16 protein-coding genes are annotated in these 14,595 nt (G+C 62.9%); all 16 read left to right on the top strand.

Going from position 1 to position 14,595, the window contains the following annotated elements:
* Genes ABIE49_RS02800 through ABIE49_RS02725 form a run of 16 tightly spaced genes read left to right on the top strand, consistent with a single transcriptional unit; the run spans position 1 to position 14,587 of the window.
* Positions 1 to 366 (top strand): NADH-quinone oxidoreductase subunit A, encoded by a 366-nt coding sequence (locus ABIE49_RS02800; protein WP_192733458.1) that lies wholly within the window; start codon positions 1 to 3, stop codon positions 364 to 366.
* Positions 357 to 953, top strand: coding sequence for a NuoB/complex I 20 kDa subunit family protein (locus ABIE49_RS02795; RefSeq protein WP_192733457.1), 597 nt, complete (start codon positions 357 to 359; stop codon positions 951 to 953). The genes ABIE49_RS02800 and ABIE49_RS02795 overlap by 10 nt, the downstream gene beginning before the upstream one ends.
* A 12-nt stretch (positions 954 to 965) precedes the next feature.
* On the top strand, positions 966 to 1,577 hold the full coding sequence (locus ABIE49_RS02790; protein ID WP_192733456.1) for an NADH-quinone oxidoreductase subunit C: 612 nt from the start codon (positions 966 to 968) through the stop codon (positions 1,575 to 1,577).
* A 2-nt stretch (positions 1,578 to 1,579) separates the two neighbouring features.
* Positions 1,580 to 2,770 carry an NADH-quinone oxidoreductase subunit D gene (locus ABIE49_RS02785; RefSeq protein ID WP_192733455.1) on the top strand — a complete coding sequence of 397 codons (1,191 nt, stop codon included), beginning with the start codon at positions 1,580 to 1,582 and terminating at the stop codon, positions 2,768 to 2,770.
* Entirely contained in the window at positions 2,770 to 3,738 is a 969-nt protein-coding gene (locus ABIE49_RS02780) for an FkbM family methyltransferase (protein ID WP_192733454.1), read from the top strand. Before ABIE49_RS02785 ends, ABIE49_RS02780 begins: the two co-directional genes overlap by 1 nt.
* 3 nt (positions 3,739 to 3,741) lie before the next feature.
* Positions 3,742 to 4,353, top strand: a complete 612-nt coding sequence (nuoE, locus tag ABIE49_RS02775) for an NADH-quinone oxidoreductase subunit NuoE (protein ID WP_192733453.1) — start codon at positions 3,742 to 3,744, stop codon at positions 4,351 to 4,353.
* The gene (locus tag ABIE49_RS02770) at positions 4,350 to 4,565 is read left to right on the top strand and encodes a hypothetical protein (protein ID WP_192733452.1); all 216 of its coding nucleotides are present in this window, start codon (positions 4,350 to 4,352) and stop codon (positions 4,563 to 4,565) included. Before nuoE ends, ABIE49_RS02770 begins: the two co-directional genes overlap by 4 nt.
* A gap of 18 nt (positions 4,566 to 4,583) precedes the next feature.
* Entirely contained in the window at positions 4,584 to 5,909 is a 1,326-nt protein-coding gene (gene nuoF, locus ABIE49_RS02765) for an NADH-quinone oxidoreductase subunit NuoF (protein WP_192733451.1), read from the top strand.
* A 5-nt stretch (positions 5,910 to 5,914) separates the two neighbouring features.
* On the top strand, positions 5,915 to 6,403 hold the full coding sequence (locus ABIE49_RS02760; RefSeq protein WP_192733450.1) for a hypothetical protein: 489 nt from the start codon (positions 5,915 to 5,917) through the stop codon (positions 6,401 to 6,403).
* A gap of 7 nt (positions 6,404 to 6,410) precedes the next feature.
* Positions 6,411 to 8,486, top strand: coding sequence for an NADH-quinone oxidoreductase subunit NuoG (gene nuoG / locus ABIE49_RS02755; protein WP_192733449.1), 2,076 nt, complete (start codon positions 6,411 to 6,413; stop codon positions 8,484 to 8,486).
* A gap of 10 nt (positions 8,487 to 8,496) precedes the next feature.
* The gene (nuoH, locus tag ABIE49_RS02750) at positions 8,497 to 9,537 is read left to right on the top strand and encodes an NADH-quinone oxidoreductase subunit NuoH (protein WP_192733448.1); all 1,041 of its coding nucleotides are present in this window, start codon (positions 8,497 to 8,499) and stop codon (positions 9,535 to 9,537) included.
* A 7-nt stretch (positions 9,538 to 9,544) separates the two neighbouring features.
* Positions 9,545 to 10,039 carry an NADH-quinone oxidoreductase subunit NuoI gene (nuoI, locus tag ABIE49_RS02745; protein ID WP_192733447.1) on the top strand — a complete coding sequence of 165 codons (495 nt, stop codon included), beginning with the start codon at positions 9,545 to 9,547 and terminating at the stop codon, positions 10,037 to 10,039.
* A 9-nt stretch (positions 10,040 to 10,048) separates the two neighbouring features.
* Positions 10,049 to 10,687 (top strand): NADH-quinone oxidoreductase subunit J, encoded by a 639-nt coding sequence (locus ABIE49_RS02740; RefSeq protein WP_192733446.1) that lies wholly within the window; start codon positions 10,049 to 10,051, stop codon positions 10,685 to 10,687.
* Entirely contained in the window at positions 10,684 to 10,992 is a 309-nt protein-coding gene (gene nuoK, locus ABIE49_RS02735) for an NADH-quinone oxidoreductase subunit NuoK (RefSeq protein WP_028162793.1), read from the top strand. Before ABIE49_RS02740 ends, nuoK begins: the two co-directional genes overlap by 4 nt.
* 8 nt (positions 10,993 to 11,000) lie before the next feature.
* Positions 11,001 to 13,079 carry an NADH-quinone oxidoreductase subunit L gene (gene nuoL, locus ABIE49_RS02730; protein ID WP_192733445.1) on the top strand — a complete coding sequence of 693 codons (2,079 nt, stop codon included), beginning with the start codon at positions 11,001 to 11,003 and terminating at the stop codon, positions 13,077 to 13,079.
* The gene (locus ABIE49_RS02725; protein ID WP_192733444.1) at positions 13,079 to 14,587 is read left to right on the top strand and encodes an NADH-quinone oxidoreductase subunit M; all 1,509 of its coding nucleotides are present in this window, start codon (positions 13,079 to 13,081) and stop codon (positions 14,585 to 14,587) included. Before nuoL ends, ABIE49_RS02725 begins: the two co-directional genes overlap by 1 nt.
* Positions 14,588 to 14,595 lie beyond the last annotated feature (8 nt).

Below are 14,595 nucleotides of genomic sequence, written 5' to 3'. Positions count from 1 at the left end.
ATGAACGGCATCCTGCAGAATTACCTTCCACTTATCGTGTTTGTCGGGGTGGCAAGCCTGATCGGTCTGGCGCTGTTGATTGCCCCGTTCCTCGTCGCGTTCCAGCAGCCCGATCCGGAAAAGCTTTCCGCCTATGAATGCGGATTCAACGCTTTTGATGACGCCCGCATGAAGTTCGACGTCCGCTTCTATCTGGTGGCGATCCTTTTCATCATCTTCGACCTCGAAGTGGCGTTCCTGTTTCCGTGGGCGGTGGCGTTCGGCAAGCTCGGCGCCACCGGCTTCTGGTCGATGATGGTGTTCCTCGCCGTCCTCACGGTCGGCTTTGCCTACGAATGGAAGAAAGGCGCGCTCGAATGGGATTGAGCCCCACCGCCGTATCGCACGGGTCTTCGCCGGTGATCGCGCCGGCCGCGACCGGCATTATCGATCCCTCGACCGGCAAGCCGGTCGGCGCCAATGACCCGTATTTTCTCGAGGTCAATCACGAGCTATCCGACAAGGGCTTCTTCGTCGCCGCGACCGACGATCTCATCACCTGGGCGCGCACCGGATCGCTGATGTGGATGACGTTCGGTCTGGCCTGCTGCGCCGTCGAGATGATGCAGGTGTCGATGCCGCGTTACGACGTCGAGCGCTTCGGCTTTGCGCCGCGCGCTTCGCCGCGGCAGTCCGACGTCATGATCGTTGCAGGTACGCTGACCAACAAAATGGCCCCGGCGCTGCGCAAGGTCTACGACCAGATGCCGGAGCCCCGCTACGTGATCTCGATGGGGTCGTGCGCCAATGGCGGCGGCTACTATCACTATTCCTACTCGGTCGTGCGCGGCTGCGACCGGATCGTGCCGATCGACATCTACGTGCCCGGCTGCCCGCCGACGGCGGAAGCGCTGCTCTACGGCGTGCTGCTGCTGCAGAAGAAAATCCGGCGCATCGGCACCATCGAACGCTAAGGTTTCAGGTCAATGGATGACGGCAAGCTCGACGCCTTGGGGCAGACGATTGTTAGCGCGCTTCCGGGTGCGGCCAGCGGCCATGCGGTCGCGTACAACGAACTCACGATCACGGTCGACGCGACCAAAATCGTCGAGGTCGTGAAATTCCTGCGCGACGATCCCGCCTGCCGTTTCGTCAGCATCATCGACGTCACGGCGGTGGATTATCCCGGCCGCGAAAAGCGCTTCGACGTGATCTATCACTTCCTGTCCCCGACATTGAACGGTCGCCTCCGTGTGCGCGCCGAGGCCGACGAGACCACGCAGGTGCCCTCGATCATCGACGTGTTTCCCGGCGCCGACTGGTTCGAGCGCGAATGCTACGATCTCTATGGCGTGATCTTCACCGGCCATCCCGACATGCGGCGGCTGCTGACCGATTACGGCTTTGACGGCCATCCGCTGCGCAAGGATTTCCCGCTCACCGGCTTCGTCGAGGTGCGCTACGACGACCAGGAGAAGCGGGTGCTGTACGAACCCGTCCGTCTCAACCAGGAATTCCGCAAGTTCGATTTTCTCTCGCCATGGGAAGGCGCCGACTATCCGCTGCCTGGCGACGAGAAGGCGGAGCCGAAGGCCTGACCATGAACGAGCAAAATCTTCGAAATTTCACGATCAATTTCGGGCCGCAGCATCCTGCGGCGCATGGCGTCCTGCGCTTAGTTTTGGAGTTGGACGGCGAAGTCGTCGCCCGCGTCGATCCGCATATCGGCCTGCTTCATCGCGGCACGGAAAAGCTGATCGAGCAAAAAACCTATCTGCAGGCGATCCCGTATTTCGACCGGCTCGATTACGTCGCGCCGATGAATCAGGAGCATGCATTCTGTCTCGCCGCGGAAAAGCTGCTCGGCATCACGGTGCCGCGCCGCGGCCAGTTGATCCGCGTGCTCTACAGCGAGATCGGCCGCATCCTGTCGCATCTGCTCAACGTCACCACGCAGGCGATGGACGTCGGCGCGCTGACCCCGCCGCTGTGGGGTTTTGAAGAACGCGAAAAGCTGATGGTGTTCTATGAGCGCGCCTCGGGCTCGCGCATGCATGCGGCCTATTTCCGTCTCGGCGGGGTGCATCAGGATCTGCCGCCAAAACTGATCGACGACATCGACGCCTGGTGCGATCCTTTCTTGCAGGTCGTCGCCGACCTCGAAACGCTGCTCACCGGCAACCGCATCTTCAAACAGCGCAACGTCGACATCGGCGTGGTGCCGCTGAAGGAAGCCTGGGAGTGGGGCTTTTCCGGCGTGATGGTGCGCGGCTCCGGCGCGGCCTGGGATCTGCGCAAGGCGCAGCCTTACGAATGCTACGCCGAGATGGATTTCGACATTCCGATCGGCAAGAACGGCGACTGCTACGACCGCTACTGCATCCGGATGGAAGAGATGCGCCAGTCAGTGCGCATCATGAAGCAGTGCATCGCCAAGCTGCGGGCGCCGGACGGGCAGGGGCCGGTCGTCGTCGAGGACAACAAGATCGCGCCGCCGCGGCGCGGCGAGATGAAGCGCTCGATGGAAGCGCTGATCCATCACTTCAAGCTCTATACCGAGGGCGTTCGCGTGCCGGCCGGCGAAGTCTACGCCGCGGTCGAGGCGCCGAAGGGCGAGTTCGGCGTCTACCTGGTCGCCGACGGCAGCAACAAGCCCTACAAGTGCAAGATCCGCGCGCCGGGCTTTGCCCATCTGCAGGCGATGGACCACATCTGCAAGGGCCATCTGCTCGCCGACGTCTCGGCCATCCTCGGCTCGCTCGACATCGTGTTCGGAGAGGTCGATCGGTGATGGCGCAGCCGCCCATCCAGTTTGACCGGGCTTCGGGTGCGCTTGAAGGCGCCAACCCGTGGGAACGGCTGGCTGCGGTGGCGCTGACGCTGGGATCGAAAATATCGTCTAACTTCTCGCATCGCGGCTACAACATGTGCGCCAATCTCCTGCGCAGGACGTTGCCCGCACGCGACATCGACGTCCGGCTGAATTCGGACGCGACGTTCGCATTCCCCTATGGCGACGGGTACTGGAGCAAGCTGCTCAACCGCACGTTCGCCTATGAGGACGAACTCGAATTGCTGTTCAGGCATTCTGCCGACGTCGACTACACGCTGCTCGATTGCGGCGCCAATTACGGCTACTGGTCGGTGCTGGTCTCGAGCAAGCCGTTCGGTTCGCACAAGGCGATCGCGATCGAGCCGTCGGGGCAGAATTTCCCGAAGCTGGCCAACAACGCCAGACTCAACGGCAACCGCTTCGAGGCGATGAAATGCGCGATCGGCGCCGCGCGCGGCACCGCGCGATTGAGCGGCACCAAGCATGAAGCCTTCAGCATCGCCGGCGACCAGAGCGCTGGCGAGGAAGTGCCGGTGATCGCGCTCGACAATCTGATCGACGACGGCAAGGTTACGGCCAACGGAAAATTCCTGATCAAGCTCGACGTCGAAGGCGTCGAGATTGAGGCCATGAAGGGCGGCAAGCGGCTGCTGGAAGCCGACAGCGTGATCCTGTGCGAGGAGCACGGCAACGATCCCCAGCATACCGTGTCGCGCTACATCCTCGACCAGACCCCGCTGAAGCTGATCGTCTACGATCCGCGCAGCAATCGCCTTGAAACCGTGACCGACCTTTCCATCCTCGATCGCATCAAGGTTTCAACCCACGTCGGCTACAACGTGTTCGGCACCGCAAGCGCATTCTGGCTCGACCGGATCAATGCGCTCAATGCGAAAGCCGCAGCCCCGCGCGCAATGAGAGACTGAACGATGTCCGTCCGCCGCCTTGCACCAAAGGACCTGCAGCCCGCGAGCTTTACGTTCTCCGATGAGAACCTCGCCTGGGCGAAAAAGCAGATCGAGAAATATCCGCCCGGACGCCAGGCGTCCGCGGTAATCGCGATCCTGTGGCGCGTGCAGGAGCAGCACGAGGGCTGGGTTTCGGAAGCCGCGATCCGCGCGGTCGCCGACCTTCTGGATATGCCCTACATCCGCGTGCTCGAGGTTGCTACCTTCTACACCATGTTCCAGCTGCAGCCGGTCGGCAAGAAAGCCCATGTCCAGGTCTGCGGCACCACGCCGTGCCGCCTGCGGGGCGCGGAAGACATCATCAAAGTGTGCCAGAGCCGCATCCATCACGACCCCTTCCATCTGTCAAAGGACGGCAATTTCAGCTGGGAAGAGGTCGAGTGCCTGGGCGCCTGCGTCAACGCGCCGATGGTGCTGATCTGGAAGGACACCTACGAGGACCTCAACAAGGAGAACTTCGGCAAGGTGCTGGATGGCTTCGCCTCCGGCAATCCGCCGAAGCCCGGACCGCAGATCGACCGTCAGTTCTCGGCGCCGGTGGGCGGACCGACGACGCTGAAGGAAACCACATGACGCGCGATCGCACGTTGCGAACGGGCGGGCCGGGGAGGGCCGCTGCGATGAAGACCTGGCAGTTGATGACGCTTCACGCCCTGGCCGCGGCCACGTTCATTTTTCTGCTGCAGCGCTACGCGCTGAACGCCTCGTTCGATTCCGCTTTGTTGTGGGCGCTGACCTTCGGCGGATGCGCCGCGGGGCTCGCTTACTCTCAGTCCAAACGTTGATCCCGGGAAGTTCTGGTCATGCTCGACGACAAGGATCGCATCTTCAAGAATCTCTACGGCCTGCACGATTGGGGCCTCGAGGGTGCACGCCGCCGCGGCGCCTGGGACGGCACCAAGGCGATCATCGACAAGGGCCGCGACTGGATCATCAACGAGATGAAGGCCTCCGGCCTGCGCGGGCGCGGCGGCGCAGGTTTCCCGACCGGGCTGAAATGGTCGTTCATGCCCAAGGAATCCACCGACGGCCGGCCGAGCTATCTCGTCGTCAATGCCGACGAATCCGAGCCCGGCACCTGCAAGGACCGCGAGATCATGCGGCACGACCCGCATCTTCTGGTCGAAGGCTGCCTGCTCGCGAGCTTCGCGATGAACGCGCATGCCTGCTACATCTATGTGCGCGGCGAATTCATCCGGGAGCGCGAACATCTGCAGGCCGCGATCGACCAGGCCTATGACGCCAAGCTGGTCGGCAAGGACAACCTCAACGGCTGGCCGTTCGACATCTATGTCGCGCATGGCGCCGGCGCCTATATCTGCGGCGAAGAGACCGCGCTCTTGGAAAGCCTCGAGGGCAAGAAAGGCCAGCCGCGGCTGAAGCCGCCATTCCCGGCCAATGTCGGTCTCTATGGCTGCCCGACCACCGTCAACAACGTCGAGTCGATTGCGGTCGCGCCCGACATCCTGCGCCGTGGCGCGGCATGGTTCGCGGCGATCGGCCGGCCGAACAATGTCGGCACCAAGCTGTTTTGTATTTCCGGTCATGTCGAGCGGCCCTGCAACGTCGAAGAGGCGATGGGGATTCCGTTCCGCGAGCTGATCGAGCGCCATTGCGGCGGCATTCGCGGCGGCTGGGACAATCTCAAGGCTGTCATCCCCGGCGGCTCGTCGGTACGCATGGTGCCGGCCGAACAGATCATCGATACGCCGATGGATTTCGACAGCCTCGGCAAGCTGCGCTCCGGCCTCGGCACCGCGGCGGTGATCGTGATGGACAAGTCGACCGATCTGATCCGGGCAATCGCGCGCATCTCCTATTTCTACAAGCATGAGAGCTGCGGCCAGTGCACGCCGTGCCGCGAAGGCACCGGGTGGATGTGGCGGGTGCTGACGCGCATGGCCGACGGCCGCGCCCACAAGCGCGAAATCGACATGCTGCTGGAGGTGACAAAACAGGTCGAAGGCCACACCATCTGCGCGCTGGGCGATGCCGCGGCGTGGCCGATCCAGGGCCTGATCGCGCATTTCCGTCACGAGATCGAAGAGCGTATCGACCAGTATTCGCACAAGGCCGATATCGACGATATCGGCGTGCGTGACCCCGTCAACATGGTCGCGGCGGAGTGATGTCGATGTCGCAACCGAGCTTCTGGTGGCAGAGATACGGGACGCTTGCGCAGATGGCGCAGGCGACCGTTGCGCTGCTCGGCTTTGTTGCGATCCTGCTCCAGATCAACGAGATCCGCACCGGCAACCGCGCGACCAGCGCGCGGCAGGCGTTTCTGGGCTACACCGATCTGGCGTTCAAGAATCCGAAATTCGCGCAGCCGGACTACGACAAGATCAAGGCCGGCGGCCGCGACGAGCAGGTCCAGTACGAGAGTTTTGTCACGTACTTCCTCTACGCCTGTGAGGAAGCGCTCGGCGCGTTCGCGGGAAAGCGCGAGTGGCTGGCTTCCTGCGATTACGACCTGAAGCCGCATCTGCCGTTCCTGTGCGAGAAGAACGCGGCGCAGCCGGCCTATCTCGCCACTTATGGCGCCGAGACCCAGCAATGGATCAAGGCGTCGCTGAAGACCGCAAGCGTTACACCACCCGACTGCAAGCTCGGAAAGACTTGAGAGCGCAATGACCAAACTCATCGTCGATGGCAAAGAGATCGATGTCCCCCCGGAGTACACGCTGCTGCAGGCGTGTGAGGCCGCGGGCGCCGAAATTCCGCGCTTCTGCTACCACGAGCGGCTGTCGATCGCCGGCAATTGCCGGATGTGCCTCGTCGAGGTGAAGGGTGGCCCGAAGCCGGTCGCCAGCTGCGCCTGGGGCGTGCGCGATTGCCGTCCCGGTCCCAAGGGCGAGCCGCCGGAAATCTCGACGCGTTCGCCGATGGTGAAGAAGGCGCGCGAAGGCGTGATGGAATTCCTGCTGATCAACCATCCCTTGGATTGCCCGATCTGCGATCAGGGCGGCGAGTGCGACCTGCAGGACCAGGCGATGGGCTACGGCGTCGATACCTCGCGCTTTGCCGAGAACAAGCGTGCGGTCGAGGACAAATATCTGGGCGCGCTGGTCAAGACTTCGATGAACCGCTGCATCCAGTGCACGCGCTGCGTCCGTTTCTCCGCCGAAGTCTGCGGCGCGCCGGAAATGGGCGCGACCGGCCGCGGCGAGGACATGGAGATCACGACCTACCTGGAATCGGCGCTGACTTCGGAACTGCAGGGCAATCTCGTCGATATCTGCCCGGTCGGCGCGCTGACCTCCAAGCCCTATGCCTTTGCGGCGCGGCCCTGGGAGCTCGGCAAGACCCAGTCGGTCGACGTGATGGACGGCGTCGGCTCCGCGATCCGGGTCGATACCCGCGGCCGCGAGGTGATGCGGATCCTGCCGCGCATCAACGAGGCCGTGAACGAGGAATGGATTTCCGACAAGACCCGTCACATCGTCGACGGCCTGCGGACGCAGCGGCTCGACCGGCCCTATATCCGCCAGAACGGCCAGCTCCGCGCTGCATCGTGGTCTGAAGCGTTTGCGGCGATCGCCGCCAAGACCGGCCGGATCGACGGCAAGCGGATCGGCGCGATTGCAGGCGACCTTGCCGCGGTCGAAGAAATGTTCGCGCTGAAGGAGTTGCTGGCGAAGTGCGGCTCAAGCAATCTCGCGGTGCAGGGCGGCGACGCCTTCGATCCCAGCGCCGGCCGCGCGTCCTACATCTTCAACCCGACCATCGCCGGGATCGAGCAGGCCGACGCGCTGCTGATCGTGGGATCGAACCCGCGCAAGGAAGCCGCCGTCCTCAACGCCCGCATCCGCAAGCGCTGGCGCACGGGCAGGCTCAAGGTCGGCGTGATCGGCGCCAAGGCCGACCTGACCTATGATTACGATTATCTCGGCGCCGGCACGGATTCGCTCGGTGACCTCGCGGCCGGCAAGCATTCCTTCGCCGAGGTGCTCAAGGGTGCCAAGAACCCGATCGTGCTGGTCGGCGCCGGTTCGCTGGCGCGCCATGACGGCGCCGCGGTACTGGCGCTCACGGCCAAGCTCGCCGTGGATTGCGGCGCGCTGAAAGACGGCTGGAACGGCTTTGGCGTGTTGCAGGACACGGCGTCGCGCGCGGGTGCGCTCGATATCGGCTTTGCGGCCGGCAAGGGCAGCCTGAATCTCGCGCAAATGACGACCTTCGGCACGCTCGACGTGCTGTTCCTGCTCGGCGCCGATGACGTCAAGGTGCCGGACGGGACCTTCGTGGTCTATATTGGTACCCATGGCGATCGCGGCGCACATCGCGCTGACGTCATTTTGCCGGGCGCGGCCTATACCGAGAAATCCGGCATCTACGTCAACACCGAGGGCAGGGCGCAGATTGCCAACCGTGCCGCGTTCCCGCCGGGCGAGGCGCGCGAGGACTGGGCGATCGTCCGTGCGCTGTCGGATGTGCTGGGCCAGAAGCTGCCCTATGACTCGCTTCAGGCGTTGCGGCAGGAGCTCTTCAAGGCCGTGCCGCATCTGATCCGGATCGACCAGATCGAGCCCGGTAAGCCGGAAGAGGTGAAGGCGCTGGCCGGCAAGGGCGGCAGCGTCGAGAAGACGCCGTTCAAGACGTCCGTCGAGGATTTCTACCTCACCAACCCGATCGCGCGCGCGTCGGCGGTGATGGCGGAATGTTCGCGCCTGGCGTCCGGGCAAATGCTGACGGCAGCGGAGTGAGCGTGACCTGATGGCTGAATTCTTCGCAAGCTCGTTCTGGACCGGTTTCCTCTGGCCGCTGATCATCATGGTCGCGCAGAGCCTGCTGTTGCTGGTCGTGCTGCTGATCGCGATCGCCTACATCCTGCTTGCCGACCGCAAGATCTGGGCGGCGGTGCAGATCCGCAGGGGTCCCAACGTCGTCGGCCCCTGGGGCCTGCTGCAATCCTTCGCCGACCTGCTCAAGTTCGTGCTGAAGGAGCCGGTTATTCCCTCCGGCTCCAACAAGGGCGTGTTCCTGCTCGCGCCGCTGGTCAGTTGCGTGCTGGCGCTGGCGGCCTGGGCCGTGATCCCGATGGATTTCGGCTGGGTGATCGCCAATATCAATGTCGGCGTGCTCTACATCTTTGCGATCTCGTCGCTGTCGATCTACGGCATCATCATGGCCGGCTGGTCGTCGAACTCGAAATACCCGTTCCTCGCCGCGCTGCGTTCCGCGGCGCAGATGGTGTCCTACGAAGTCTCGATCGGCTTCGTCATCATCACGGTGTTGTTGTGCGTGGGCTCGCTGAACCTGACGGACGTGGTGCAGGCCCAGAACACCAGGTTCGGGCTGCTCGGCTGGTACTGGCTGCCGCTGTTTCCGATGTTCGTAATCTTCTACGTCTCGGCGCTGGCCGAAACCAACCGGCCGCCGTTCGATCTGGTTGAAGCGGAATCCGAACTGGTCGCGGGCTTCATGACCGAATACGGCTCGACGCCGTATTTGCTGTTCATGCTCGGCGAGTACGTCGCGATCACCACGATGTGCGCGCTGGCGACGATCCTGTTTCTGGGCGGCTGGCTGCCGCCGGTTCCCTACGCACCGTTCACCTGGGTGCCCGGGATCATCTGGTTCGCGCTGAAAGTGTTCTTCATGTTCTTCATGTTCGCGATGGCGAAGGCGATCGTGCCGCGCTACCGCTACGATCAACTGATGCGGCTCGGCTGGAAGGTGTTCCTGCCGCTGTCGCTGGCGATGGTGGTGATCGTCGCCGGAGTTCTGCAATTCGCGGGGCTCGCGCCGAAATGAGGTCGCTATGAGTGTCAATATCAACGCAACAGCCCGCTCGCTTCTCCTGACCGAGTTCGTATCGGCGTTCTTCCTCGCCATGCGCTACTTCTTCAAGCCGAAGCCGACGCTGAACTATCCGTTCGAGAAGGGCCCGATCTCGCCGCGCTTCCGCGGCGAGCATGCGCTGCGCCGCTATCCGAACGGCGAAGAGCGCTGCATCGCCTGCAAGCTGTGCGAGGCGATCTGCCCGGCGCAGGCCATCACCATCGAGGCCGGGCCGCGCCGCAACGACGGCACCCGTCGTACCGTGCGCTACGACATCGACATGGTGAAATGCATCTATTGCGGCCTGTGCCAGGAAGCCTGCCCGGTCGATGCCATCGTCGAGGGACCGAATTTCGAATTCGCGACCGAGACCCGCGAGGAACTCTATTATGACAAGGCGAAATTGCTCGCCAATGGCGACCGTTGGGAGCGAGAGATTGCGAAATCGATCGAACTCGACGCGCCGTACCGGTGAGGTGAGGGCATGATCCTTCCCGCGCTGTTCTTCTACCTGTTCGCCGGCATCTGCGTGGCGTCGGCGGTGATGGTGATTGTCTCGCGCAATCCCGTGCACTCCGTGCTGTATCTGATCCTGGCCTTCGTCAACGCCTCGGGCCTGTTCATCCTGATGGGCGCCGAATTCCTCGGCATGATGCTGATCGTGGTCTATGTCGGCGCGGTCGCGGTGCTGTTCCTGTTCGTGATCATGATGCTCGACGTCGACTTCGTCGAGCTGCGCGAAGGCTTCATGCAATATCTGCCGATCGGGCTTGTGATCGGCGGCATCTTCGTGTTCGAGCTTCTGCTTGTTGTCGGCGGCTGGGCGATCAATCCGTCCGTGACCAAGAACATCACGGCGGCGATTCCGGCCAATATCAGCAACACCGAGGCGCTCGGCCTCGTGCTCTATACGAAGTACATCCATTACTTCCAGCTCGCCGGCATGGTGCTGCTGGTCGCGATGATCGGCGCCATCGTGCTGACGCTGCGCCACAAGGTCAGCGTCAAGCGGCAGGACATCAACGTGCAGAACGCGCGGACGCCCGAGCTTGCGATGAGCGTGCGCAAGGTGGCCGCGGGCCAGGGCCTGCAGGACGCGGACGCGGCGGAGTGGGTGAAATGACGATCGGGCTCGGACACTACCTCTCGGTCGGCGCCATCCTGTTCACGCTCGGGATCCTCGGCATCTTCCTCAACCGCAAGAACATCATCGTCATCCTGATGTCGATCGAGCTGATCCTGCTTTCGGTCAACATCAACCTGGTGGCGTTCTCCACCTTCCTCGGCGACATCGTCGGCCAGGTGTTTGCGCTGCTGGTGCTGACGGTCGCGGCCGCGGAAGCGGCGATCGGTCTCGCCGTGCTGGTGGTGTACTTCCGCAACCGCGGTTCGATCGCGGTTGAAGACGTTAATTTGATGAAGGGCTAGGCGCAGCTATGATTCAGGCAATCGTCTTTCTGCCGCTGCTGGGCGCCATTCTGGCCGGCCTGATTGCGCTGTTCGGGGCGCATGCGCGCAACCCGAGCGGCGACACCGTCGAACATCATGATGACGGCCATGGGCACGACGCGCACGCGCATGCGGCGGCTGCCCATGACGACCATGGCCACGATGACCACGGCCATGACGACCACCACGTGTCCGAGCCGCCGGCGGCAGGCTCGCGCGCGGCGGAACTGATCACGACCGGCCTCTTGATGATTTCGGCTGCCCTTTCCTGGGTCACGCTGGTCGATGTCGGCTTCATGCACCATGACGCCCGCATTGCGCTGTTCCCCTGGATCAATTCCGGCGATCTGCAGGTCGCATGGTCGCTGCGCGTCGATACGCTGACCGCGGTGATGCTGGTCGTGGTCAACACGGTCTCGGCGCTCGTGCATCTTTATTCCATCGGCTACATGGACGAGGATCCGCACCGGCCGCGCTTCTTTGCCTATCTGTCGCTGTTCACCTTCGCGATGCTGATGCTGGTGACCTCGGACAATCTGGTCCAGATGTTCTTCGGCTGGGAAGGCGTTGGTCTCGCCAGCTATCTGCTGATCGGGTTCTGGTACCAGAAGCCGACGGCCAATGCGGCGGCGATCAAGGCCTTCGTAGTCAACCGCGTCGGCGATTTCGGCTTCGCGCTCGGCATCTTCGCCGTTTTCATGCTGCTCAAGACCACCGATTTCGAGACCATCTTCGCGGGCGCGCCGGGGCTCGCCGGCAAGACCATCGACGTGTTCGGCTGGCATGCCGACGCGCTGACGCTGACCTGCCTCTTGCTGTTCATGGGCGCGATGGGCAAGTCCGCCCAGTTCCTGCTGCACACCTGGTTGCCGGACGCCATGGAAGGCCCGACGCCGGTCTCGGCGCTGATCCATGCCGCAACCATGGTCACCGCCGGCGTGTTCATGGTGGCGCGCCTGTCGCCGCTGTTCGAGCTGGCGCCGAACGCGCAGGCCGTCGTGATGTTCTTCGGCGCCACCACCGCCTTCTTTGCGGCGACGATCGGCCTCGTGCAGAACGACATCAAACGCATCGTCGCTTACTCGACCTGTTCGCAGCTCGGCTACATGTTCGTGGCGATGGGGGCAGGGGCCTATTCGGTCGGCATCTTCCATCTGTTCACGCACGCCTTCTTCAAGGCGCTGCTGTTCCTGGGCTCCGGCTCGGTGATCTACGCGATGCATCACGAGCAGGACATCCGCAACATGGGCGGGCTGAAGGACCGGATTCCCTTCACCTATATCGTGATGGTGATCGGCACGCTGGCATTGACCGGATTCCCGCTCACCGCCGGCTATTTCTCCAAGGATGCGATCATCGAATCCGCGTTCGTCTCGCATAATCCGTTCGCGATGTACGGCTTCCTGATGACGGTGGTCGCAGCCGGCCTGACCTCGTTCTATTCCTGGCGTCTGATCTTCAAGACCTTCCACGGCGAGCCGCACGACCAGGAGCATTATGAAGCCGCCCACGAGGCGCCGCTGTGGATGCTGGTCCCGATCGGCGTCCTCGCCGCCGGATCGATCCTGGCCGGCTTCCCGTTCAAGGAATTGTTCGCAGGCCATGGCGTGGCCGAGTTCTTCCGTGAATCCCTGAAGATGCACCCGAACATCATCGAAGAGATGCACCACATCCCGGCGTGGATCGCGTATCTGCCGACCGTGATGATGGTGGTGGGCGCCTACATCTCCTACGTCTTCTATATTCGCCGGCCCTATCTGCCGGTCGAACTCGCCAATCAGCACCCGATGCTCTACCAGTTCCTGCTCAACAAATGGTATTTCGACGAGCTGTATGACCTGATCTTCGTTCGCCCGGCCAAGTGGATCGGCCACTTCCTGTGGAAGAAGGGCGATGGCTACGTCATCGACGGCTTCGGCCCCGACGGCATTTCCGCGCGGGTGCTCGATGTCACCCGCAACGTCGTGAAGATCCAAACCGGCTATCTCTATCACTACGCGTTCGCGATGCTGATCGGGGTCGCCGGACTAATCACCTGGTTCATGTTCGGCTTGGGAGGCCAGTGATGACAACCTGGCCCATTCTCTCGGTCGTCACCTTCCTGCCGCTGTTCGGCGCGCTGGTGATCTACATCAGCCGCGGCGACGATGATGCGGCGCGAAGCAACTCGCGCTGGATCGCGCTGTGGACCACGCTGGTCACCTTTGCAATCTCGCTGATCCTGGTCTGGCGCTTCGATGCGACCAATCCGGACTTCCAGTTCATCGAAAAGGCGTCGTGGCTGGCGAGCGGCATCACCTACCACATGGGTGTCGACGGCATTTCACTGCCGTTCGTGATCCTGACCACCGCCCTGATGCCGCTCTGCATCATCGCGAGCTGGAAGTCGGTGACGATGCGGGTGCGCGAATACATGATGGCGTTCCTGCTCTTGGAAACGCTGATGATCGGCACCTTCTCGGCGCTCGACCTCGTGCTGTTCTACCTGTTCTTCGAGGGCGGCCTGATCCCGATGTTCCTGATCATCGGCGTCTGGGGCGGCCCGCGCCGGGTCTACGCGTCCTTCAAGTTCTTCCTCTACACGCTGCTCGGCTCGGTCTTGATGCTGCTCGCCATCATGGCGCTGTACTGGAACGCCGGCACGACCGATATCCCGACGCTGATGCACACCGCCGTGCCGCGCTCCCTGCAAACCTGGGCATGGCTGGCGTTCTTTGCATCGTTCGCGGTGAAGATGCCGATGTGGCCGGTGCACACCTGGTTGCCGGACGCGCACGTCGAGGCGCCGACCGCGGGCTCGGTGATCCTGGCCGCGATCCTGCTGAAGATGGGCGGCTACGGCTTCCTGCGGTTCTCGCTGCCGATGTTCCCGCTGGCGTCGCATGATTTCGCCTGGATCGTCTTCTCGCTGTCGGCGATCGCGATCATCTACACCTCGCTGGTGGCGTTGATGCAGGAAGACATCAAGAAGCTGATCGCCTATTCGTCGGTGGCGCATATGGGCTTCGTCACCATGGGCATTTTCGCCGGCACCACGCAGGGCGTGGCCGGCGGCGTGTTCCAGATGATCTCGCACGGCATCGTCTCCGGCGCGCTGTTCCTTTGCGTCGGCATCGTCTACGACCGCATGCACACCCGCGAAATCGCCGCTTACGGGGGGCTGGTGAACCGGATGCCGCTCTACGCGCTGGTGTTCATGGTGTTCACCATGGCCAATGTCGGGTTGCCCGGCACGTCGGGCTTCGTCGGTGAATTCATGACGCTGCTCGGCACCTTCAAGGTCTCGATCCCGACCGCGACCTTCGCCACGTTCGGTGTGATCCTGTCGGCGGGCTACGCGCTCTGGCTTTATCGCAAGGTGGTGTTCGGCACGCTCACAAAACCGGCTCTGGCCAGCATCAAGGACCTCACGTTCCGCGAAGGCTTGATGCTGTTCCCGCTGGTGTTCCTCACCATCCTGTTCGGCGTCTATCCGAAGCCGGTGCTCGACATGTCGGCGGCCTCGGTTCAGCAACTCGTCAACAATTACAACACCGCCGTGACTGCCGTGAAGGCAGCCGCGTTGATCCAGTAAGGCCACCT

The organism is Bradyrhizobium sp. OAE829 (genome assembly GCF_040546575.1).
Classification (GTDB): domain Bacteria; phylum Pseudomonadota; class Alphaproteobacteria; order Rhizobiales; family Xanthobacteraceae; genus Bradyrhizobium.
This window is presented reverse-complemented; position numbering and strand designations above follow the sequence as displayed.